The sequence below is a fragment of the Anaerotignum sp. MB30-C6 genome, from assembly GCF_030908465.1.
GTDB lineage: Bacteria > Bacillota > Clostridia > Lachnospirales > Anaerotignaceae > Chakrabartyella.
The window spans coordinates 2565608-2588089 of record NZ_CP133078.1; the positions used below are offsets into that span (position 1 = coordinate 2565608).

18 protein-coding genes and 1 tRNA gene are annotated in these 22482 nt (G+C 40.3%); 2 read left to right on the plus strand and 17 right to left on the minus strand.

Translation table 11 applies throughout. The features are described 5' to 3' along the window. Positions 1–71: 71 nt before the first annotated feature. The 7 genes from RBQ60_RS12580 to RBQ60_RS12610 all read right to left on the minus strand — a co-directional run bounded on the left by RBQ60_RS12580 (position 72) and on the right by RBQ60_RS12610 (position 12732). The gene (locus RBQ60_RS12580) at positions 72–2819 is read right to left on the minus strand and encodes a VWA domain-containing protein (RefSeq protein WP_307884030.1); all 2748 of its coding nucleotides are present in this window, start codon (positions 2817–2819) and stop codon (positions 72–74) included. Next, positions 2809–4605, minus strand: a complete 1797-nt coding sequence (locus tag RBQ60_RS12585; RefSeq protein ID WP_307884031.1) for a vWA domain-containing protein — start codon at positions 4603–4605, stop codon at positions 2809–2811. Before RBQ60_RS12585 ends, RBQ60_RS12580 begins: the two co-directional genes overlap by 11 nt. A gap of 135 nt (positions 4606–4740) precedes the next feature. Next, positions 4741–6171 carry a hypothetical protein gene (locus RBQ60_RS12590; RefSeq protein WP_307884032.1) on the minus strand — a complete coding sequence of 477 codons (1431 nt, stop codon included), beginning with the start codon at positions 6169–6171 and terminating at the stop codon, positions 4741–4743. 3 nt (positions 6172–6174) lie between these two features. Beyond that, on the minus strand, positions 6175–7095 hold the full coding sequence (locus tag RBQ60_RS12595) for an ABC transporter permease (RefSeq protein WP_307884033.1): 921 nt from the start codon (positions 7093–7095) through the stop codon (positions 6175–6177). Further along, positions 7092–8027: an ATP-binding cassette domain-containing protein gene (locus RBQ60_RS12600; protein ID WP_442871370.1), complete on the minus strand. Its 936-nt coding sequence runs from the start codon at positions 8025–8027 to the stop codon at positions 7092–7094. Before RBQ60_RS12600 ends, RBQ60_RS12595 begins: the two co-directional genes overlap by 4 nt. After that, the gene (locus RBQ60_RS12605) at positions 8005–10518 is read right to left on the minus strand and encodes a hypothetical protein (protein ID WP_307884035.1); all 2514 of its coding nucleotides are present in this window, start codon (positions 10516–10518) and stop codon (positions 8005–8007) included. Before RBQ60_RS12605 ends, RBQ60_RS12600 begins: the two co-directional genes overlap by 23 nt. Positions 10519–10857: 339 nt before the next feature. Next, entirely contained in the window at positions 10858–12732 is a 1875-nt protein-coding gene (locus tag RBQ60_RS12610) for an ATP-dependent helicase (RefSeq protein WP_307884036.1), read from the minus strand. Between the two features lie 168 nt (positions 12733–12900). Between RBQ60_RS12610 and RBQ60_RS12615 the strand changes: the two genes are divergently transcribed. After that, a complete protein-coding gene (locus RBQ60_RS12615) occupies positions 12901–14214 on the plus strand; it encodes a glycosyltransferase family 4 protein (RefSeq protein WP_307884037.1) in 1314 nt (437 codons plus the stop codon). Positions 14215–14354: 140 nt separating this feature from the next. Next, positions 14355–14428 (plus strand) — tRNA-Arg (locus tag RBQ60_RS12620). Positions 14429–14900: 472 nt separating this feature from the next. On the opposite strand, the gene RBQ60_RS12625 is transcribed toward RBQ60_RS12620, so the two are convergent. The 10 genes from RBQ60_RS12625 to RBQ60_RS12650 form a co-directional block, all read right to left on the minus strand. Continuing rightward, the gene (locus RBQ60_RS12625) at positions 14901–16280 is read right to left on the minus strand and encodes an alanine/glycine:cation symporter family protein (RefSeq protein ID WP_307884038.1); all 1380 of its coding nucleotides are present in this window, start codon (positions 16278–16280) and stop codon (positions 14901–14903) included. A 651-nt stretch (positions 16281–16931) separates the two neighbouring features. Next, positions 16932–17123: a helix-turn-helix domain-containing protein gene (locus RBQ60_RS15465; RefSeq protein WP_334307437.1), complete on the minus strand. Its 192-nt coding sequence runs from the start codon at positions 17121–17123 to the stop codon at positions 16932–16934. Continuing rightward, complete coding sequence (locus RBQ60_RS15470) at positions 17117–17224, minus strand: hypothetical protein (protein ID WP_334307438.1); 108 nt, start codon at positions 17222–17224, stop codon at positions 17117–17119. Before RBQ60_RS15470 ends, RBQ60_RS15465 begins: the two co-directional genes overlap by 7 nt. Next, a complete protein-coding gene (locus tag RBQ60_RS15385; RefSeq protein WP_331654198.1) occupies positions 17188–17544 on the minus strand; it encodes a hypothetical protein in 357 nt (118 codons plus the stop codon). The genes RBQ60_RS15470 and RBQ60_RS15385 overlap by 37 nt, the downstream gene beginning before the upstream one ends. Further along, the gene (locus RBQ60_RS15475; RefSeq protein ID WP_334307439.1) at positions 17474–17647 is read right to left on the minus strand and encodes an AraC family ligand binding domain-containing protein; all 174 of its coding nucleotides are present in this window, start codon (positions 17645–17647) and stop codon (positions 17474–17476) included. Before RBQ60_RS15475 ends, RBQ60_RS15385 begins: the two co-directional genes overlap by 71 nt. After that, a complete protein-coding gene (locus tag RBQ60_RS15390) occupies positions 17616–17759 on the minus strand; it encodes a hypothetical protein (RefSeq protein WP_331654199.1) in 144 nt (47 codons plus the stop codon). Before RBQ60_RS15390 ends, RBQ60_RS15475 begins: the two co-directional genes overlap by 32 nt. Positions 17760–18198: 439 nt before the next feature. Continuing rightward, complete coding sequence (locus RBQ60_RS12635; protein WP_307884039.1) at positions 18199–19578, minus strand: alanine/glycine:cation symporter family protein; 1380 nt, start codon at positions 19576–19578, stop codon at positions 18199–18201. Between the two features lie 614 nt (positions 19579–20192). Then, positions 20193–21236 (minus strand): endonuclease/exonuclease/phosphatase family protein, encoded by a 1044-nt coding sequence (locus RBQ60_RS12640; RefSeq protein ID WP_307884040.1) that lies wholly within the window; start codon positions 21234–21236, stop codon positions 20193–20195. A gap of 15 nt (positions 21237–21251) precedes the next feature. Beyond that, positions 21252–21644, minus strand: coding sequence for a NifB/NifX family molybdenum-iron cluster-binding protein (locus RBQ60_RS12645; RefSeq protein WP_307884041.1), 393 nt, complete (start codon positions 21642–21644; stop codon positions 21252–21254). 10 nt (positions 21645–21654) lie between these two features. Then, a complete protein-coding gene (locus RBQ60_RS12650) occupies positions 21655–22479 on the minus strand; it encodes an Mrp/NBP35 family ATP-binding protein (RefSeq protein ID WP_307884042.1) in 825 nt (274 codons plus the stop codon). Positions 22480–22482: the final 3 nt, after the last annotated feature.

A 22482-nucleotide genomic window follows, 5' to 3' on the forward strand; every position in this document is an offset into this window, starting at 1 on the left:
AGTATTTTTTAAATTTCAATAAAAATTCTAATAATTAACATTACATTTTTATGAAATATAAAGAATGTTTATCAATTATTACGTTTTTTCCTTGCCGCTGCAAGCTTTTCAGCCGTACTTTGGGAAGAAACTTCCTGCGTTGTTTTTTTAGCAGCCTCTTTCGGCTCAGAAACTTTGGAGGTTTGTTCCACTTTTAAATCCATGGCAGGCTTTGACTTTGGCTTCGGCTTTGTTCCCCCTTTCGCCTTGCTGCCTTTTTGAGACAAGACACTCTCTAAACGTAATACCAAAACGGAAAAACGTCGCAAAGCAATATCCAACAAAAATAAAAGCAAACCTAAAACCATTAAAAATACAGTCAAATCCTTTTGGCTTACCACAGCCAAAGGTTCTCCTTCAAAGACCTGTTTACCACTTTCCAAAACCCTACCACCACTAGCATTGCTAATTTGCTGTAATAATGCTGCTCCTCCGCCCTTTTTGGTAATATCATATTCAGGGGGATAGGAAAGGGCAAACCCTGTGTTATAATGCTCTGTCCCTACCTTTTTTGCAATGGATAAATTGGCAACGTAAGCGCCTTCTTCCGCTGTCTCTATCTCGCCCTCGTAAACGCCAGGAGCAGTCATCGTTAATTGGGTTTCATAAGATTCCCCTTGGGAATTTAATACCGTGGCATCCACACCCGTTATTTCTTCATCAAAAGGCATCTCCAGACGCAACGTGCTTTTCTTCGCACCACTTAGTGCTGTCAGTTTCATGTCTTGGGCCATCTGGGCATTCATTGCCCATCCCACGGCATTCCTTAACACAGTACTTCCTTCCTGAGCAGATAGCCACTCCCTCGTCCATGTGCCCCCAACATCAGGGGTCCAGGCCACTGTCCTACCTAGTCCATATTGCCATGCAGCAAGAATAGGCTCCTCTCGGTCGCTGACCAGAACGGTATCAGCCCTACTTTTTCTAGTTGTGCCAATATACCCTTCTAGCAAAGGTACCGATGATACGGAAGATAAAATTGCCGATGCATCCTTTTGTTTGGGATAAAATTTACGATTATTCAAGTATTCTTTTCCTGCCAGCAAAGTTTCTTTGGCAAAGATACTGGGCAAGTCCGTAAATTCATCCGTAAAGTAATATCGTCCATTCCCCTCATTGGCCAGTCTCATTAAAAGGCTTACATCCGCCCCGCCACCAACGGCTACGGAGGAAAGGGTAATTCCGCTATTTTTCATTCTGCTTAGAACAGGGGTATAACCCTCCTGCTCTGCCTGACCATCCGTTAACAAAATGATATGCTTTTCCTTGGCATTTGTTTTGGCTAAGGTGTCCACAGCTTCTGTTAAACCAGGTAAAATACTGGTTCCGCCACCTGCTTGGATTTTTCCAATCTGCTCTTGGATGGAAGCTTTATTTCCACTCACCTTGGTCATGGGCACCGTCCACTGAAACTGATCATCAAAAGTTATGATGCCCACCTGGTCTTTTTCTTTGAAGCCATCTAAGCTACGAATGGCCGCTTCTTTGGCCATCTCCAATTGGGTTACTCCGTAACCCCCAGCGGTCATACTTCCCGAACGGTCAATTACCATAATCATTGCTAAATCAGGCTCTTCCCCTTCGGTCTTTAGCTCCATATCCACGGGGAGCATATCCTCCAATTGGGTGTTAAAATATCCACCTAAGGCATAGGACTTGTCCCCACCGCTGACAATTAGGCCTCCGCCTAATGTTCGTACATATGCCTCTAAAACCTCTAAAAATCCATCAGGTAAGTCTTCTACGGCCACGTTAGCCATAACGATACAATCATAGCCCTGTAGTCGCTCCGTAGACACAGGTACGGCCCCTGCCGTCACCATGTCCACCTGTAATTGCGAGGCAGAAACAATACCATTCCAACCCAAAGTATCTTCTCCATCCCCAATCAATAACACTCTGGGTACGTCGTCAATATAAGTGTAGGCATAGAATTTGTTGTTTTTACTTTGGGTATCTTTTTCAGGGGTGATTTCCGCCCGATAAGAAACACCACCACCCTCAGCAGTAATATCAGTAAATACGATACGACTTTCTCCGGAAGAAACACTTGCCTTCTCATTTGCAATCAAAGTATTCCCTTTGTAAAGACGGATTACCATAGGGGTATCCACATTTGAGTCAATACGAACGGCAATATCATAAGCCGTATTTTTATTAATAATCGTAGGCAATTCCAAGGCTGTAATTTGTACCTCTTGCCCCATTTCTTTCGCTAAAGGAAAAACATCAATGGTTACACCTTGAGCCGCCAACGCTCTGGCTTCCAACAATGCATCTGATGTGGTTTCTTCACCATCGGAAACCAATACAATACGCTTTGCCGCATCCTTTGGCAAAATACTTCCCGAAAGTTTCAACGCTGAGGCTAAATCCGATGCACCCTCATCCACATACGTGAGGAATCCATTGGTAGGTAAACTTCCTTCTATGGAGGGTAACGCTTCCACCCCTGCATCTTTACCGAAACATACCATACCTACACTATCTTTTTTGCCCCTAGTTTCATTTACTTCTTTCATAAAACCGCTTGTATCAACACTCTTCACGCTGGCAGAGCGGTCCATGGCAAATACCGTTGCAGTAATGTCCGACTTTTTAGAAATTTGCGGGGTAGCCATTGCCATCACAATGCAAATACAAACAGCAATGCGTACGCCTGTATAAAGCCTGCGGCGAAATGCTGAGGCAAACCGCCCCTTCCTAGCCGTATACAAAATAAATATAATTACGATAGGCAAAAGCCATAACCAATGAGGTTTCATAAAATCAATGTTCACGGCAATTCACCCGCCATTCTATCATCAGTATGATACATAAAATTAGAAGCAATAAGTTTCGCAATGGCTTTCCTACCCCAATGGTTTTTGCCTCTGCTCCCTCCAACGCTGTCTTTTCACCCTTTAAAGTCAAATTAGACTCCCCCTCAGTTTTAGCATTAACACCAAAAACTTGCGTGGTTTGGTTCCCACTTCCATCTTCTTCAACCAAGGAGTATAAACCTGTCTTCTGGGTTTTGGTAAAAGGTAAAGCGGGGAAGGGTGGTGCTACAACAATTTTATTTCCTTCTGGCGACAGCACCCAAGCTTTTTCCGTCTCAGGCCGCAATGAAAATGAAATAGCCGTACCTGCTTGCTGCTGACTTAGTCCGTCTTCTCCTTCTGGGAAAAACCATTCCCCAAGGCGATAAAGCAAAATAGGAAAACCCGCAGTTAAAGGCAAGTCCGAGTCGTGTAAATCAAACCCAAATACCGCCATTTTCTTTCCTTGATACTCACCAAACACCGCCAAGGTATCCTCTCCAGAACGGATTAAGGGCTTACCCCAAGACGCCTGAATGGGATTCCCCTTTGCAACTTCAAATGAGATGGACGAAATATCAGAAAGCCCTGTGTTGCCCATGGTGCGGGCTGTGGTAAGAATATCCTTCTCGTTACCTAATGTCACATATCCATTCTTTGGTGGGTTAAATAACATGACAAAACCATCCTCAGGCAAAGTTTCAGGCAAACAACTATCATAAATATATAACCCATAACCCGATAAATTTTTTGCTTTTTCCGGCGTTGTTTTATATAGCTCCATCTGGTCTACCAATGAAAGGGCTTTTTCCAAAAATAAATTGCTTTCTGTCACCAAAAGTACCTTCTCGTTGTTCGCTGTAGAAATTCCCTGATAACGCATATTATCCGTGGTCAAATCGTCTTCAGGAAACAAGCGAACGAGAATAGATTCCGTCTCCTTTGGTACGCCACGAAATGTCACATCCACGGTTTCTCCTCTTTCAAGGGTAAAGCTCTTTGTATCAAAAACAGCATCGTCAGTATAAAGCGTAACGGTTTTTTCCTCACCGCCAATTCCCCAGTTTTCTAAGCGAGTCAAAACTGAAAGACCATCCTCTTGTTCCGTATAAGAAAGCATAGATAATGCGCTATTATTTCCACCTTTGTTATACACTTGCTCCTGGGCGGGTAACGCACCTAAGTTACCATAATCGTCACCAAAAACAATAATTTCCCCGCCTAAAACATCTCTTTCCGCCTCTAAAATTGTCTTTGCCTTGTCCCAAGAAACGCCGCCATCTGTTACCTGAACCTCCTGAATACAGCGTAAAACTTCTTGTTTTTCATTGGCGCCGCTTAAAACTAAGTTTGGCTCCTCCTGTAAAAGTACCACAGAAAAAGAGGATTGCGGCGCAGCCTCGTCAACCAGACGCATCATGTCCTTTTTTGCCTCTAAAAACCTACTCTCCTCCACATCCGTCGCTTGCATACTCATGGAGCAGTCCAAAGCTAATACATAATCAACCACCTGACTTTTCCCCATAATATATGGTCCACCCAAAGCAAAAGCCAAAAGAGCAGCAGCAGCGATCTGCAAAAATAAGAGGATATTCTTTCTTAATTTCTGCCAAGGTTCTTGAGCTTTTGACTCTGGAAGCGCCTTTTTCCAAAGGTACAGACTGGGAACTTTCGTTTCCTTATATTTTTGTTTCAATAAATACATCAAAATTATGGTGGGTATTGCAAACAAAGCAAGTAATCCCCATGGGGTAAAAAAACGCATGTACTCCCCCCTTTCCTCAATTCATTTTCTTATTTCAGTAAATCTTTAATGATAGATGCCTAATATGATTTTATTTCACCACAGAGATTATTCTTCAATGCTTCAAAGGGTGAAAAAGGTGTCCCACCTAATCACCTATTTTTCTAAAGTTGAAAAATAATCAGAAACCAACTGCCGCATACCATAAGGGGTGTTTTGTTCTTCCAATGCCTTCATAGCATCATTTTGATAACTATGGAAAACCTGTTCATAAGGTAATCGTTCTCCATCTTCACCAATGGTTTTTTGTTGTGTAAAAGAACTATCGCCACCCTCGTTTTTCGCACCACTTACTTGGGTATCATAATGGTTTTTTTCTGCCGCTTTTCTTGTAAAAATTTCTTCGCCTTCAACATGACCACTGCCTCGACCTTGACCTGAACCTTGACCCTGTCCTTGGCCTTGTCCCTGTCCTTGGCCTTGGCCTTGATCCTGTCCTTGACCAGCAGCAGCTGGCTGAACTCCTGTTTTCCCTAACTTTTTATTGGCATCCAACAGTGCTTTTCTTAACTCTGCATTTTGGGCACTTTGTGCCGTCATCTGCTTACTTAATTGATCGAAAAGGCCAGAGGATATTTCCCCATTTGCCAAGGCTTCCGCCAGTTGTTCCAAGGCCTTCGCCAACGCTTCATTGGACATCTGAGATGCAGCCGCTCCCATCCGTTCACCTAATGCAGCAAGTTGTTCCTTGGAAAGCTGTTGGAGCTGTTCCTGAAGCTTTGCTATGGCGCCTTCTATGGCTTTTGCATCACCTTTTTCCGCGGCCTCCGCCAAAGGTGCCGTCATCCCATCTTTCGCAAACTCCTGAGCCAACTGTTTCAAGTCCTTGGAAACACTATCTTTTTCAAGTTTCTTCAGCTCTTGCTGGGCTTTTTGCACTGCCGTCTCCCCAGCCTCTTTACTGGCAACTCGCTTTAATTTCTTTGAAAGCCCCTTCATTTCTTTTTGTAAAAGCTTCTTTTCCTCCCCAGTCAGGGTCTCGTCCTTTTCAACTTCTTTAATCACTTTTTCCACCTGCTCAAGCTTTGCCTTCGCATAAACTTGGGCTTTTTCTTCCCGTGGAGATGGTAAAAATCCTGTTGCCATCATCAAAATAATAAAAAGTATCATCCAATGAAATGGTTTTTTGTGAAGTCGTAACCGATAGGCTTTTGCAAACTCAATTTGACTTCCCACCTTCATTCCGTCCTCTATTGCCATTTTTTCAATTTTCGAAGTCTCGTCTTTTCCCAATAATTCTAAAGCCGTTACCATACGTTCTTGCCCGCCTAATGCATCCGCCGCCTTTGCCGCTTCCTGCAGTTTCGGCCGTTTGACAAAAGCGTATAAGAACGCCAAAAGAAAAGCAGCCCCAAAAGTTCCAAACACAAAGTTCAGTGCATCTGGCATAAATACGATTTTGGACAGCACGATAACGGCAAGTCCAACGATACTTGCCGCCATCCAAAAGTAAATTAGTTTTTGTAAAAACCCTTCTAAAAAAAGCTTTCTTTTTAATGGAGCCAATAGGGTTTGAAGTTTGCCCATATCTTATTCCTCGCCTTTTTTCTCTTTTTTCATTTTCTTCTTTGTCTGTGTGCTTTTGTTTTTTTGTTTATGCTCACGAACAGGGTTGATTAGCCCTGCCGCCAGAATAATAAAAATGGAGCCTACCACAAGCTGAAATGCCATATGCAGCATCCATATATTCTTAGCTGCCCAAAGAATAAATGAGCTCTGGGTGCCGTTGCCCCCATTGTAAAGTACTTCTTGTGTAATGTTTGTACCAATCTGGCTGTCAACTAAGGAAAAGAATCCAACCCCTGGGTTCGGAATCAACATTACAATCATTTCCGCCATAGATGGGTCTTGATAGCTCCTCACAAAAATATGCAATGCTGCCAATATTAACGTACCAAAACATAATACACCGGTAATAATATAAACCAACATAATGGAAACTACGGTTCTTTTGTAAATACAGGAAAAAAATATGGAGATTCCGCCAAGCATAAATGCCGTTGTTAAAGTAAAACCGATCATTCCCAACAGTGCCCCAATACCCACACTACCAAAGTAAAACACAATGGAGAACACAGGCAACGTGCTAATAATCAGCAATAATACAAAAGCCATAGAGGATAGTAACTTTCCAATTACAATAGAAAATGGGGAAAGTTTCGTTACCAATAACAAATCTAAGGTTTGTCTCTCTCTCTCACCACTGATACTCCCTGCAGTCAAAGCAGGTACGGAAAGCACCACCAATGCCATCTGAATCGCCGCTAAAACCACATACAAATAAACAATCGTTTGGGGATCAAAGGCAAAACGGTATGATTGAAATACACTTGCATAAAAGAAAATTCCTGCCCCCAGCGTCATCATAAGCAAGTAAAACGTTAACACCGCATAATTCTTCCAACCACGTAAGGAAGTAATTGCTTCCCTTCTTAATACAGGGTTCATCATACGCCCTCACCTCCTGTTACTTGCATAAACACTTCTTCCAAATTACCCTCTTTTTCTTTAAAACTAAGTAACGGAATATCTGCCACGACTAATTGCTTTAGAATATTAGCCAACTGTTCGTCTGTCCCTGTAAAGTCAAATTCCACATCTTTTGTATTTTCCACTATGGCACGAACAAGGGGCTGTTCCTTCAAAATTTGAAGCATTTTGTCCATTTCCTTCAAGGGACGCACATGAACAATCCTCTTTTGACTCAACTTATGCATAATTTCCTGAACAGAGCCTTGAGCCGCCAACTTCCCTTGATTAATAATACAGACTTCTGTACACATTTCCGCAAGTTCGGGCAATATATGAGAACTAATAATAATGGTTTTGCCCATTTCTTGAAGTTGCTTTAAAACCTCTTTCATTTCCACCCTAGCTCTGGGGTCAAGACCCGAAGCAGGTTCATCCAGTATCAAAAGCTCTGGGTCATGAACAAGGCTTCGTGCCAAACAAAGTCTTTGCTTCATCCCACGGGATAAAGAATCAACATAGCTGTCTTTTTTATGGGCTAAATCAACAATCTCTAAAAGGTTATCCATAATGGGGCCTCTTTCCTTATAAGGAATTCCATAAGCACCCGCATAAAAATCCATATACTCCGTAACCTTCAAGTTATCGTATACACCAAAAAAGTCAGGCATATATCCAATTTTCTCTCGTAAAGCACGAGGGTTCTTCGTAACATCGACCCCATCTATAATGACATTGCCACTTGTTGCATTCAATAACCCTGCCATAATTCGCATGGTTGTGGTTTTACCCGCACCATTTGGCCCTACAAAGCCGCAGATTTCCCCTTTTCCAACGGATATTGAAAGGTGATCTACCGCCGTAAACTTCCCATACTTTTTTACCAATTCTTTAATTTCCAGCAAACAGGCCACCCCCTTGAATATATAATTTAGGAACTTTTGTTTCTCTCTCTTTCATGCAATGAACGGACACCTCTACCAGATGATTCTCATCTAGGTAATCTTGGGCTTGGATGGACTCTTCCATGGCTAAGTCATCCCATTGCTGGGTTTTCCTGTTATAAATCTTCATATCTTCAGGCATGAACGTACCGTCTTCTTCCCCTTCCACATGAAGCTCCAATGAATCAATACGCACACCTTTCGGCAAGTTATAACCAATATAGAATTCCGAATCTTCAAAAGGATATACCTTATCTCCAAACCCATGATCATACTGATCAAATTTTACAGGTCCATCTACTGAACCCTCAAGGCCAATCCAGAATTCTTCTTGCTTTGACAGCTCCAAGGGAAAACTTTGTTGATACATAACCATATTATTTTCTAACACAGATTTGCCATTTACTTCCATTTCGCCACTTAATATAGGAGCATCACTGTAGCCAAAAAATGTAACAGGTATTAATTCTATGCTTTCTTCATAATTGTAAAACTGTTGCCGCAAGTCTTCTTCGATATAGTTCAAATAAGCCTCTTGTCGTGTGATTTCCCCTGTTCTCACTTTTTCTCTGATGTCATCATAGTAATACCCTCTATAATAGTTGGTATTTCCCTGAGCCAAATCATCCTTTCCAACTTCAACTTTTAAGGTTTCTCCTGCACCCAAAGCATCAAATTCATGCAAGTTTCCACCTAGCATCAATACAACTTTATAAAAATCCACATTGGTATGATTTATGATTTCGCCGATGAATTTCTCACCTTTCATTGCTACAGTGCTTTCAATACTTCCGCCCAAATCAACGCTCCTTTGGGTTCTAAAATACTGTGTGCCCCAGCTTGATCCATCAACAAACACAATCTCTGTGGTATCACCAGACAGGATACGGTAAGCGCATTTTTCATTCTCCATCCCATCATCATAATAATAATCATCAATGGCCACGCTAATCGGCATTTTTTCTTCCCCAGTAAAGGTTATATCCCCTTTGCCGGAAGATTTTAATGCCACGCCAACATCTGCCTTGGCTACATTGGATCCTTCTTGCATTTCAACATAAGCAACGGTGTTAATCAATCCGTTTTTATAGGTACTGCTTTGAGCCAGAAAGAATACCAAGCCCATAAAGACAAAGGAAAGTATTGGAATTATAATCCACCCTTTTTCTCTTTTATCCTTCTTTTTTAGAACAAGATACATAACAGGCCCCGCCACCAAAATGTAAACTATAATGGCCCCTATGATTAAATACACAGAGCTCATTTCAAAAGGAGGAAAATCCCTAGCTATATAACTTATACGGTCATAATCCCTACCGTCATCATGGGCTGCCACGATAAAAGAAGGCTGTGCCACTTGCAATAAAATCTCTTGCAACATATCAAGCGTCTCATTCCGACCTGCCATAGGCGTTTCTGATAGGGAAAAATGGCTAAACAACACATGCCCTTGTCCTATTTGAATTTGCGAAAAAATGCTATTTCCATTTTCATGCTTAACTTGTGTCAATCTTTCACCACTTAACTGAGCCAACGAAACTACTCCCGCTACGCCCTGTACTCCACTTGCAACGGTTGTTCCTTCCACGTGAATATCGGATATAAAATCCAAGCCTTTCAGGGTTTTCTGTGCAGATGCCCCCGTTCCCACTACCAATGTACCACCACCTAAAATCCACTGGTGAAGAGCATCCACTTGCTCTTGGGATAAAACGGAAAAATCAAAGTCATCAACGATTAATGCAGAAAAGCTATTTAGCACATTAATGGAATTGGGGAAGGTAGATTCATCCATAAAAACAGAAAAATCATACTTCCTACTCACCTCTGTGCCATATTCCATGGAGTCATCCTCGAGTTGGGCTAAATACAAATTATTTATATATTTTAAATCCTGTGGGCTTTCGCTTAACACACCAGTCATAATGGTTTTTGGATCTTTTGGTGTCAAATAAATGTAATCCTGAAATACAATATTTCCCTTTGTATCCACCAAGGAAACACCGATATATTTATGGATATTCCCCATGGTTACGTCCATGTCAATGGACTTGGATGCACCTTGCTCCAAGTCTAGCTTTTGATAATAGATGGCATACTCTTTGTCCGAACTAGAGGCACGGGTATACGCTTTAATCTGTACCTCGCCATGGAATGCTTCCCCATGATTGGTTATCACCCCTCGCACAGGCATGGCTTTTTTTACGATATAGCTTTCTTGAAAGCCAGCTTGTACCTCAACACTAAACTGCTCCTGCCCAAAACTTTTCAAAGAATCCACTGACGCATCTGTCTTGGTTTCTTCTTCTTTATTTGCGGCCACAGTAGTTACCTCTTGGGTAACGGGTGCTGCTAAAATGGTAAACGGTGCAAGTAAGCTCAATACCATTATAATTGCCATAATCAAGGCAACTGCAGATATTATTTTTTTCTTAGCTTCTTGTTTCTTTTGATATTTCATAGTTCCCTCCGCATTTCATTATGTAGTGAGGTAAAATACCTTATTCTACCCATCTCCTTCTTTCAACGCCTGCCCTCCCTTTGTTTGAATACCTCATGCCTTTTTCTATGAAAGAACACAAAAGTAGCCTCCACAAGGGAAAACCATATCCTACATTGAAAAAATCTGTTTCAGTAAAAGAAAAAACAGATAAAAAAAGATTTTATTTCATTTATTATTATAACAACACGAAAACAGGAATGTATTAACATTTCCTTACGAATTGTTTAGGTTTCTTAAACAACCTTCTTACGACAATACCAGCCTCTCTTTAAAAAATGTAGAAGTTCCATAAAATCCTTAGCTACGTGGGGTATCCTTAGACCCTTGAAATAATTTCTCCACTTCCAAGCCCATCTCTTTTAAAAATCTGGACGGGTTCGTCTCTTTCCCATAACGACTTCTACTAGCCGATAGGCAAAGCCTTTCCTTCGTTCTGGTAATTGCCACGTAAAATAATCTTCTCTCTTCCTCCAATGCCTCTAGAGCTTTTTCATGAGGAACGATTCCTTCTACCAACGATGGCAAAAAAACAGCGTAAAACTCTAAACCCTTTGCCCCGTGCATTGTGGATAAGGTAACACCCTGGGTCCCCATTGTTTTTAGTTTAAACTGCTCCTTCATTTGTCGGCTCATTTCTTCCAGGTTGTTTCTGAACGCTCGGACATCTTCGGTTTTCTTTGCAATTTCCGTTATCTCATCGGCAATTTCAATCAATGCCCTTCCGCTGGACTTTCGAAACGCAGCATACTCCTCTAAATATTCATCGTACCCGATTACTCGACGAACATAGTTTATTCCATCGAAAAGGTTCCTTTTGCCGACTTGAATCAAATCCTGTCTAAGCTTTTCCAAATTTTCTTCTTGCCATTTTTTTAAAGTTGGACAAACAAAAAAACTCCGTAATAAAGTATAGGGCATCCTTTCCGCATCCTCCAAAATCTCTTTGCTTATGTACCGCTTGGGCTTGTTTATAATACGCCGTAAGGCACTATCCACATCCTCGCTTTCACCAAGGGTTAAATATGCTAAGAGGTCTTTGGCTATCCAATGATCATATATATTCCCACCGCCATCTCGAAGGATGTAAGGGATTCCTCGGCGGTATAAAGCTCTAGCAAAGGCCCCTCCTTGTACGTTGGTACGATAAATTACCGCTATTTCACGTAGTTCAATCCCGTCATCCAAAAGAGCGGCTATTTTTTCCCCAACATTCTCGGCCTCCGCCGTTGTGTCCTCAGCTAAAAAAAAGGAAACCTTTTCCCCTTCTCCACTAACACCCTTTAAAGCCTTGTCATAACGGTTTTCATTCACTCCAATCACCTTCCCTGCCAAAGAGAGAATCCGATGGGAGGAACGATAATTAACATCTAAAACCACGCTTTCACTTTGGGGGTATTGTCTCTGAAACTCAAGCAAAAAATCAGGCCTTGATCCACGAAAACTATATATACTCTGATCATCGTCTCCAACAACAAATAAGTTGTTTCTTGGTGCTGCCAATAGCCTCAAACACTGATATTGCACCTGGTTCACATCTTGAAACTCATCTACCATTATATAAGGAAATTTCTCTTGCCAAAAGGCCAGCGTGTCCCTATCCTCCATGAAAAGCTCATAACATTGTATCAGCATATCGTCAAAGTCCAACTTTCCATGTCTTTCTTTATACCCATCATAAGCACGATACAATTGACGAAACATATCTTGTTCTAACCCTTGGGGAATAAACTCCATAGGCGTCATCAATTCATTTCGCATAAAAGATGCTTGCATAATAAACTGGGATACAAACTCCTCTGGGTCGTCTAAAGCCCAATTTTTTTCAGCTAAAATATTAAGCAATAGCTTAAACTTCTCATCTTCTCCAATAATCTGCTCTGATGTATACCCATAGGTTCGCCGCAAAACACGAAAGAAAAGACTATGGAATGTGGCAAATAAAACCCTTGCCTCACCCCTTTGGCCAAATCGTTCTTTCATTTCTGTTGCTGCCGCCTTCGTAAAAGTTACTACAAGAATCCCGTTCTTTTTACTATCACTTTCAGACAAAAGGCGACGTAATCTGCAGAGGATTACAGTAGTCTTCCCGCTGCCCGGCCCTGCCAACACCATCATTGGTCCATCCCCATGATTTACGGCAATTCTTTGATTTTCGTTTAATTTTTTAGCCATATCCTACGCTCCTATCTATACTCTTTTCAGTATAGCATAAAAGCCTAGAATGAGAAAATTAATAAATTCTTCACAAATTCCTAAGCTTTTCTATGTTGTAAAAAAATAAGAAGTGTATTAAAATTTCCTAAGGACAAGATTAATTTTAATGGACTAAGGAGTATTTTTATGAATATAGGTATTTTTTCAGACACATATTTTCCACAAATAAATGGAGTCGCTACCTCAATCCGTACATTGGCTCATGGATTAGAAAAAAAAGGCCACAATGTTTATATTTTTACCCCATGGGACCCTCGTACGCCAGAAATTGACGAACCAAATGTTTTTCGAATTCCTAGCATGCCTTTCCTCTTTGCCAAGAGCTTTCGTGCTGGGTTGCTTTGTCCGCCACACCTTTGGAAAAAAATTTATTCTCTCAATCTAGATATTATACACACGCAAACTGAATTTTCCTTAGGCTTTTTGGGAAAATTCATTTCAACTACCCAAGGAATCCCCTTGGTACATACATACCACACAATGTACGAAGATTATGTTCATTATATTGCGGGGGGACATATTATTTCACCAGAAATGGCAAGGGACTTTAGCAAGGCCTTTTGTAACGTTACCACAGATGTAATCGTACCAACTAAAAAAACCGAGGATCTTTTATTAAGCTATGGGGTGACCACCCCCATTTCTATCATCCCAACGGGAATTGATACGACACACTTTAGTCGGGATAACTTCTCACGAGAGGAAATTCTTGAACTCCGTCATTCTTACGGCCTAGAGGAAGATACCCCCGTGGTTCTTTCCTTAGGGCGAGTGGCAAAGGAAAAAAGTATTGATTTGGTAATGGAAGCAATGCCAAGCTTATTAAATAAGCTACCCACGGCAAAGATGGTAGTTGTTGGGGAAGGTCCTGAGAAAGATAACTTAGCCCTTTTGGCTAGGTCATTAGGCATTGAAGAACATGTTATTTTCACTGGTGGCAAACCTTGGACAGAAATCGGAAAGTATTATCAACTAGGAAACGTTTTTTGCAGTGCATCCGTTACCGAAACCCAAGGCCTTACTTTTGCAGAATCCATGGCCGCAGGGGTTCCTGTAGTGGCTAAAAATGATCCTTGCATGAATAATATTGTTACCCATAACCTTACGGGCTTACTATTTGAAAATAAGGATGATTTGCCTGAGCTTCTTTATCAGGTACTAACGGATGAGAACCTTCAAAACAGGTTATCCCAAGCAGGAATGGAAACGATGAAAGAACTTTCTGTTGAAACTTTCTGCACAAGTGTTGAATCCTTATACGATAATATTTTGCAAAGTGGGGAAAGGCCCGAAAAAGTTGCCGCCCCCATAATCCCCTTGGTGCTTGGTGTAAGGGCAGCAAAAAGAATAACTGCCGTTCCAAGAAGGCTGGTGCGAAATAGCTTGCAACACTCACAGCAGTTAACAAAGATCTTACCCAATATTTATAAAAATAAATAAAAAGAAACTCCTTTTTCTGAGCTTTTCAATGAAAATTCATTTCTGGCGCATAGAAAAAGGAGTTTTTATCAAAACTTCCAAAATAACTCTTGACAAATATATCTCAATCCATTATGATATTAAATGTTCCGAAAAGCTATGTGAGTGTAGCTCAGCTGGATAGAGCGTCTGACTACGGATCAGAAGGCCGCGTGTTCGAATCATGTCACTCACACTTTAAACTACGTTTCTAAAGAGACGTAGTTTTTTTGCTTTCGTACAAGTAATCTATGAACATTTCGTTGGAGTAAAAGGCCCATATCAGGTAAACTCTTTTTAATGATTAAATGGGTTTCCTAATAGTAGAATTCAATAGATATTTGGGCACGACCCAACAGGGGTTAAAGTGAATATATGCTACACTTTTTTCCCGAAGTATCGATAGAAGAAACTTGATGTAGAAAATATTGGTAAATTGATAATTTGAAAAAATCCTCCCTATCTATGCGAAAAGAACGGGGTTGAAGCCGCAATGTGTCTGCATGGGTATATAAAAAAGCTTTCTAGCTCTAACATAGATTCCATGCTTCAGGAATAGATTTGACTACAGCAGTAGCAAAAAGAGTTTAATGTCGTCCTTCCTTTTAGCAAACAAAAAGACGGCATTTTATGCCGTCTTTTTGCCGTGGGGTTGTGTTACACAAAAATTATTTGTTTACTGTAGGGATTTCATCTGTGGACCAACCGTCCATATTATCATCCCACAGATATTTCCTAGTTTCGGAAACAATAACACCGCTCAGTCCAAGCAAAGCAACCAAGTTAGGGAACGCCATCATAGCATTCAATGTATCCGCAATATTCCAAACAAGGTCAAGAGCTGTAATACAGCCAATAAATACTACAACTACCCAAGCAAAACGGAAAGGTTTAATTGCCTTGGTTCCAACAAGGTATACCCAAGATCTTTCACCATAGTAGCTCCATCCCAAAATGGTAGACCATGCAAATGTAATTAAGCCAATGGTAAGTACAATTGGACCAATAACTGGAATTGTATCAAAAGCTGCTGTGGTAAGCATACCACCATTTAAACCTGACATTGCTTCAGGGTTTTTCAAAATGGAAGTTACCAACACCAAACCTGTTAATGCACATACAATAATTGTATCCCAGAATACGCCAGACATAGCAATTAAAGCTTGACGTACAGGGTTTCTTGTCATAGCAGCAGCATCAGCAATAGGTGCAGAACCTAAGCCAGATTCGTTAGTAAACAAACCACGAGCGATACCGAAACGAATTGCCATCATTACTGTTGCCCCAACAAAACCGCCACCGGCTGCTGTTGGTGTAAAGGCACTTGTAACAATGGTTTTTAGTGCAGCACCAACATAAGCGCCGTTGATTGCAAGAATAATAATACAACCTAAGATATAAAAACCTGCCATAAAAGGAACCAGTTTTTCACATGTCTTTGCGATGGACTTTACGCCACCCAGAATAACCAAAGCTGTACCAATCGTTAAAATAATACCGGTAATCCATGAAGGAATACCAAAGTTTGCATCAACCATAGTTGCGATGGAGTTGGCTTGAGTCATATTTCCGATACCAAAACAAGCAACACCAGCAAATAATGCGAATAATACACCCAACCACTTCTGGCCAAGTCCTCTTTCCAAAGCATACATAGGGCCACCTACCATAGCGCCAGTTTTATCTTTTACCCTATATTTGATTGCTAGCAAAGCCTCGCCATATTTTGTTGCTATACCAAAAAGGCCTGTCAGCCAGCACCACAAAATCGCACCTGGGCCACCTAACGCAACCGCTGTTGCAACACCAACAATATTACCAGTACCAATGGTAGCGGCCAAAGCCGTTGCCAAGGCTCCAAAACCTGATACATCGCCTTCCGCTTCATTGTCAGGTGTAATAGAAAGTTTTATTGCTTTAAAAATATGTCTTTGAATAAATCTTGTTCTAAACGTTAAGAAAACATGTGTACCAAACAGCAAAACCAGCATTACAGGCCCCCATACGAAGCCATTGATGGTTGATACAAAATCGTTTATTGCTTCCATGCTATTCCCCCCTAATTAAATATGAATGAGTGCTCCAGCCAGAGTATCTACGACCACGTTATTTGCAACTTCTCCCCCACGCCTCCTTGTTATAAATTTGACATTTAAGTTGTTTTACTAAACGTTTTAGATCCTCTTGCTTATATCTTATTTTACCTAATTATTTTTAAATTTCAAGCTTTTTTTGTGACATAAAAACACAAAGTTTTCTTTTTTGTGCAACAAATTATGCAAATGCACCTGTTATAAGGGCTAATTTTAATTTATTTTTACACTATTTGCACTAATCATTTTTAATAAAAACCCGTATATTTAAAAATAATTGTAACATAATTGAATTCTTGTCATACAATGCACACTGATTTGAAGCAATATGCATATAAATTCATCCATTTCATTGCTTGCTTTTCTCAAAAAAAACCCATTTCTGCATAAAATAAAGGATCAGACGTCTTTTTTTTAACGAGTTCTTAACAAGTTTTAGCAGACTTGGCTATTTTCTTGCTCAATAGGCTGATTTTTTCCGCCAAGCCTCTTCCTATTTAAAAGTAGCTCTCTCCTCTTGATTATGAAATTTTCGCAATATAAAATGCGAATATTTTTCTTTTTCCATTAAATTACTTATGTCTACCTTTGGCACCAAACTTTTTTTCAACTAACTCTATATCTCTTTGTTTGTTTATTTATTAATATCAGCTTGGATTGCCCTATTTTTTCTAACAATCTTAGGATTTGCTTTGGTGTCAGCCCTATAAACCTTTTGAAAAAGTTGGAAAAGTGGCTCTGGTCGGTAAAGCCTGTCTGCAAGGCCACATCTATTGGTAAAACACCTCGCTTCAGCATTTCTTTGGGGAAATACCCTTTTGCTTCGTAAACGAGCGAAGAAGATAGTATTTGCTTAGCCCTGTCAGCTTGCATAGGTCATCAAGTGTAATATTCTCCATGTAATGTTTTTCCAACAGACTATCCTTGCCTGCGCACTTTGCTCTGCGTTTTCTGTTGGCAAAGTTGGCAAAGCCTGTTCGGTATATTCCTCAATCAGCTGTTTCAAAAGGAAAAAGAAGCTTTCTTCCTTTCTAAAATCTCTTTCTTCTTCCATTATCATTTGATGTAAATCCCGAAGTACAGCAACCAATTCACTACGAAATAGTACTTGCGGCGTAAAATAAGGCAAATCTTCTTTTCCTGTTATTTCAAAGACTGCTGATTTCTGGTTGGATATTGATACACCGATAATCCAGGATTTTGCCGTTGATTTGTTCACACGCATGATTATCATGAGGATTAAACAATAATAAATTTCCTGGATCTAAGGTGTATTCCTTTTTTTGCAAGCTAAAAAACGCTGGCCATTTCAATAAAGCCAATCATATAGTATTCATGAAAATGATTGGGGAATTTCTGCATAATCTCTCGAAAATGATAGGCCTCCACCTTTAATTCAGCATCATATTTTACCTTTCTAATCTCTTGCTTCATATAATTTGTCCTCCTTTCCCATTTTTCACAAGTGGCATTGGCATTCTTGTATAATATTGCCCTGCTGATTCAGAAAAGATAAAGGTAACATACCCTAAAATACTAAACCCGGAAGCCAATAAAACGTCCCTGTCCACTGACCGAAAGTTGGTATTGCTGCCGCACCTGTAGTTGATTTCATAGACAGCTTCCATTGCCCGCAAAAAGGTGGCCATATTCAGGGGCGCCATCCAGTTACAAAAATACCGCTCATCTTATACAACTGAGCGGTATTTGATATTCCCTTATCCGCCTAGGATAAGGATTTTTGCAGTTTCCCTATACGTTTGGCTCAGAATAGCTCCCATCGCCAAAAGCCTTTTGAACCATGCGTCTGAGTGGTTTTTCTCCCCACAAAAAAAGACGGCATAAATGCCGTCTTTCGTGGGTTTTTGCTAAATTATCTATTTACTGTAGGAATTTCATCTGTAGACCAACCTTCCATATTGTCGTCCCACAGATATTTCTTTGTTTCAGATACAATAACACCACTTAAGCCCAATAACGCAACCAAGTTAGGGAATGCCATCATCGCATTCAATGTATCCGCTATATTCCATACCAAGTCAAGAGCTGTAACACTACCGATAAATACTACAATAACCCAAGCTACACGGAAAGGCATAATGGACTTTGTGCCTAATAAGTATACCCAAGCTCTTTCACCATAGTAGCTCCAGCCTAAGATTGTAGACCAAGCAAATGTGATCAACCCGACTGTTAATACAATAGGACCGATTACGGGAATGCCGTTAAATGCTGCAGATGTTAAAGCACCACCGTTTAATCCAGCCATACCTTCGGGATTCTTCAAAATAGAAGACACCAAAACCAAACCTGTCAAAGCACATACAATAATTGTATCCCAGAAAACACCAGACATCGCAATCAAAGCCTGACGTACAGGGTTTCTTGTCATAGCAGCCGCATCGGCAATAGGTGCAGAACCTAAACCAGATTCGTTTGTAAACAAACCACGAGCGATACCATAACGAATTGCTAACATTACTGTTGCACCAACAAAACCACCGCCAGCTGCACTACCTGTAAATGCGCTACCTACAATCAGTTTAAATGCAGGTACAATATAAGACGCATTCAAAACTATAATAACAACACAGCCTAAGATATAAAGACCTGCCATTAAGGGAACTAACTTTTCACAAACCCTTGCAATAGACTTAACGCCGCCAAGGATAACCACAGCTGTACCAACTGTAATGATAAGGCCTGTAGCCCAGATAGGAAGGCCAAAGTTGTCACGAACCATTGTAGAAATGGAGTTTGCCTGTGTCATGTTACCGATACCGAAACAAGCGAAACCAGCAAAAACAGCGAACAATACGCCTAACCATTTCTGTCCAAGACCTCTTTCCAGTGCATACATAGGACCACCAATCATGGCACCAGTGCTATCTTTCACTCTGTACTTAATCGCCAACAAAGCTTCGCCATATTTAGTAGCAATACCAAAAAGACCTGTTAACCAGCACCAGAAAATTGCACCAGGACCACCAATAGATACTGCAGTCGCCACACCTACGATGTTACCTGTACCAATTGTTGCTGCCAAAGCCGTTGCCAACGCACCAAAACCGGAAACGTCGCCTTCCGCTTCATCATCAGGTGTTATAGAGAGCCTAATCGCTTTAAAAATATGTCTCTGGATTACTTTTGTTCTGAGTGTAAGATAAACATGAGTACCAAACAACAGAATCAGCATTACAGGACCCCATACAAAACCATTGATGGTGGATACAAAATTGTTAATTGCTTCCATTTAATTCCCTCCCAAATTATTATTAAAATAAGTACACCGGCCAGAATCATCACCTCGCACTTGTATGACAACTCAAATCGTCCCCACGATAACGCATGAGCTTTTTTTGTCGAATACAAAATTAAGATGCTCCCTCAGATTCTGTTACCTATTTACTATTTTATATGATTATTTCAAAAAAACAAGTATTTTTTTATAAAGGTAAATATGCTACAACCCACCTTTATCAAAAAAGTGTACAATTTTTATTAATTTTTTATATTTTTTTTGACTCGTTTTATTAAATCAGCATTAAAAAATATCTAGTATAGTTTTATTCATCGCTAATCAAATTTTACGAAATAAATGAGTAAATTATCCTAATCCATGAACAAAATATCTATAATATGATTCATTTTCAACATAAATTTGTATTTATATTGATACATAGTCAAAACCGAATCGTCCATTTTTGCCCTTTGTGCATTTTCACTGCAAAATTCAAGCTATTATTAGTCAGTTATTGTTAAGATATAGCCTCTTATGTCACTCCTTTACCCACTTAAAAAATCATATTGTTATATAATCTCTTGTTTGAAAAATAAAAAGACCCTCCTTTTCAGAGAGCCTTCCATTTATGTTTTCAATTTGAACTGCATGGTCACTGGGTTATGATCGGAATAGGCAAATTTCTCATCAGATACTGTATAATCCAATACCTCAATATTTTCAGACACGATAAACCCGTCCAAAGTCACCACAAAGGATTTCTCAGGGTCAAAAGGGATGTCATTGGCCCTGCTGCTTTTCGCCTGCATCATAATTTTGCTCTGAGGGAAAAGGTCACCAGCAAGATGGAATGTTTCAGGCAACTCGTTTCTCAAGTCATCCTCCATACTTAGCAAATCATGGTTAAAGTCTCCACCGCAAACGATATAGTTCCCATCTTTATACTCCTGCTCCATGTCTTTCACCAACATTTCAATTTGTGCCGACCGGATTGAGGCATCATTTCCATAGGCAGATAGATGCACGTTGTATAGACAAAGGAACTTGCCATTTTCAACGGAAATTTGGCTTTTTGTATAGCACCGATCTAAATCCAAAAATTTGTTGAATCCTTCAGAAATTGGCAAACTGCGCCGCAGGGCACTGTCAATTTGGTAGCGTGAGTATACCGCAATGGTAGATAGTGACTTACCATGGGGCTCCCAAATTGGGTAAAACAAAAACGCAGAATTATAAATGATAGCGCTTTGGTTATCATATTCAGAAAAAACATTATCAAAAATTTCCTTTTGATTTACATGATAACTTCTTGTGGCATCCAAATCCACCTCCTGCAATAGCAAGAAGTCAGGTTCGAATTCCTTAGCAATCTGAGCAGAACCATTAATACACCCAAGGACCTTATCCTTACTTTCTGCCACTGAGCTTTTTCCCCCGTCCATGAAAAAACTATACTCTGGGGTATATGCGCCAAAGCCTATATTATACGTCATTACGCGATAAACTTCTCCCATTTTTATTGATTCTATGGTAGAGTTTTGATTAATTTCCAATGGCTGATTATCTTTAATTCGTTTATAGGATAAAATCACATATAGCAGGTAAATAACGATACCAATGAGAATTACCCCGACTAATGCCATGGTCTTTTTTTTCCAATTAATACTCATATCACCTAACCTTAATTAATGATTTCCGCAATGATGTCCATGGTCATCGCCACAATCATGGTCGCCATGGTGATGATTGCAATGGGTATCAGGGTTAAAGTCTAGTTCGCCGTTCAAATATTCCTGAACCCTTTCATCCGCATCTCCCTGAACCCCTGGGAATATAGCAATTTCCTTCTGGGCAAGTGCATCCTTTGCACCGCCACCAATACCTCCGCAAATCAAAACAGACACGCCATGAACATTCAAAAATTCTGCCAACAATCCGTGGCCGCTGCCATTGGTACTTACTTCTTCGGCAGATAAAATCACTTTGTCTTCCGTAGTATATAATTTGAATTTTTCTGAATGTCCAAAGTGCTGAAATACTTGTCCGTTTTCATAGGGTACACCAATAATTTTTTTCATTCCAATCACCTCATCTTTTTTCTAAGTAGTCTACAAGAGGGTTTAACCAATCGCCTTCAAAGTCTTCTGTCTCCCCTCTATCGCAGCGAGCTGCAATACTAGGGTCAATAGGTAACTTGCAAACTACAGGTATATTATGCTTCTGTGCAATCGCGTCTATGTTGCTTTCTCCGAAAATTTTATGAACCTCATCACATTGGGGACAGACAAAATAGGAAAGATTTTCTACAATACCTAAAATTGGTACATTCATCATCTCTGCCATCTTTACAGCTTTGTCCACAATCATACCAACCAACTCTTGGGGAGAGGTTACTATAATAATTCCGTCAATGGCAATGGATTGAAATACAGTTAATGGAACGTCCCCTGTACCAGGAGGCATATCGATAAACATGTAATCCACATCACCCCAAAGGACATCTTTCCAGAATTGTTTTACTGTTTCCGCAATAATAGGACCACGCCAAACCACGGGATCTGTTTCATTGTCCAATAAAAGGTTTACAGACATAACCTTGATTCCTTTTTTGGTTTCACAAGGAAGCATCCCTCGCTCCGTTCCATAAGCCTTATCCGCCATACCAAAAGCTTTTGGAATAGATGGACCTGTAATATCCGCATCCAAAACTGCCGTTCTCTTGCCCAAACGGTTCGTCAAAACAGCCATGGACGACGTAACCATAGATTTACCAACACCGCCCTTACCGCTTACAACGGCAATCACTTTTTTAATTTTGCTGTGTTCATTGGGTGGTATCAATAAATCAGCGGGTTTTCTGCTTGCACAATCGGAAGAACAACTTCCGCAGTTATGAGAACAACTTTCACTCATACT

What these genes read in the sequence shown, in the direction of transcription:
- RBQ60_RS12590 (WP_307884032.1), bottom strand. Translation starts at nt 6,171, where the DNA reads ATGGGCAAACTTCAAACCCTATTGGCTCCATTAAAAAGAAAGCTTTTT.
- RBQ60_RS12625 (WP_307884038.1), bottom strand. Translation starts at nt 16,280, where the DNA reads ATGGAAGCAATAAACGATTTTGTATCAACCATCAATGGCTTCGTATGG.
- RBQ60_RS12595 (WP_307884033.1), bottom strand. Translation starts at nt 7,095, where the DNA reads ATGATGAACCCTGTATTAAGAAGGGAAGCAATTACTTCCTTACGTGGT.
- RBQ60_RS12610 (WP_307884036.1), bottom strand. Translation starts at nt 12,732, where the DNA reads ATGGCTAAAAAATTAAACGAAAATCAAAGAATTGCCGTAAATCATGGG.
- RBQ60_RS12615 (WP_307884037.1), top strand. Translation starts at nt 12,901, where the DNA reads ATGAATATAGGTATTTTTTCAGACACATATTTTCCACAAATAAATGGA.
- RBQ60_RS12605 (WP_307884035.1), bottom strand. Translation starts at nt 10,518, where the DNA reads ATGAAATATCAAAAGAAACAAGAAGCTAAGAAAAAAATAATATCTGCA.
- RBQ60_RS12640 (WP_307884040.1), bottom strand. Translation starts at nt 21,236, where the DNA reads ATGAGTATTAATTGGAAAAAAAAGACCATGGCATTAGTCGGGGTAATT.
- RBQ60_RS15470 (WP_334307438.1), bottom strand. Translation starts at nt 17,224, where the DNA reads ATGGAGAATATTACACTTGATGACCTATGCAAGCTGACAGGGCTAAGC.
- RBQ60_RS15465 (WP_334307437.1), bottom strand. Translation starts at nt 17,123, where the DNA reads ATGCTGAAGCGAGGTGTTTTACCAATAGATGTGGCCTTGCAGACAGGC.
- RBQ60_RS12650 (WP_307884042.1), bottom strand. Translation starts at nt 22,479, where the DNA reads ATGAGTGAAAGTTGTTCTCATAACTGCGGAAGTTGTTCTTCCGATTGT.
- RBQ60_RS15390 (WP_331654199.1), bottom strand. Translation starts at nt 17,759, where the DNA reads ATGAAGCAAGAGATTAGAAAGGTAAAATATGATGCTGAATTAAAGGTG.
- RBQ60_RS12635 (WP_307884039.1), bottom strand. Translation starts at nt 19,578, where the DNA reads ATGGAAGCAATTAACAATTTTGTATCCACCATCAATGGTTTTGTATGG.
- RBQ60_RS12645 (WP_307884041.1), bottom strand. Translation starts at nt 21,644, where the DNA reads ATGAAAAAAATTATTGGTGTACCCTATGAAAACGGACAAGTATTTCAG.
- RBQ60_RS12585 (WP_307884031.1), bottom strand. Translation starts at nt 4,605, where the DNA reads ATGCGTTTTTTTACCCCATGGGGATTACTTGCTTTGTTTGCAATACCC.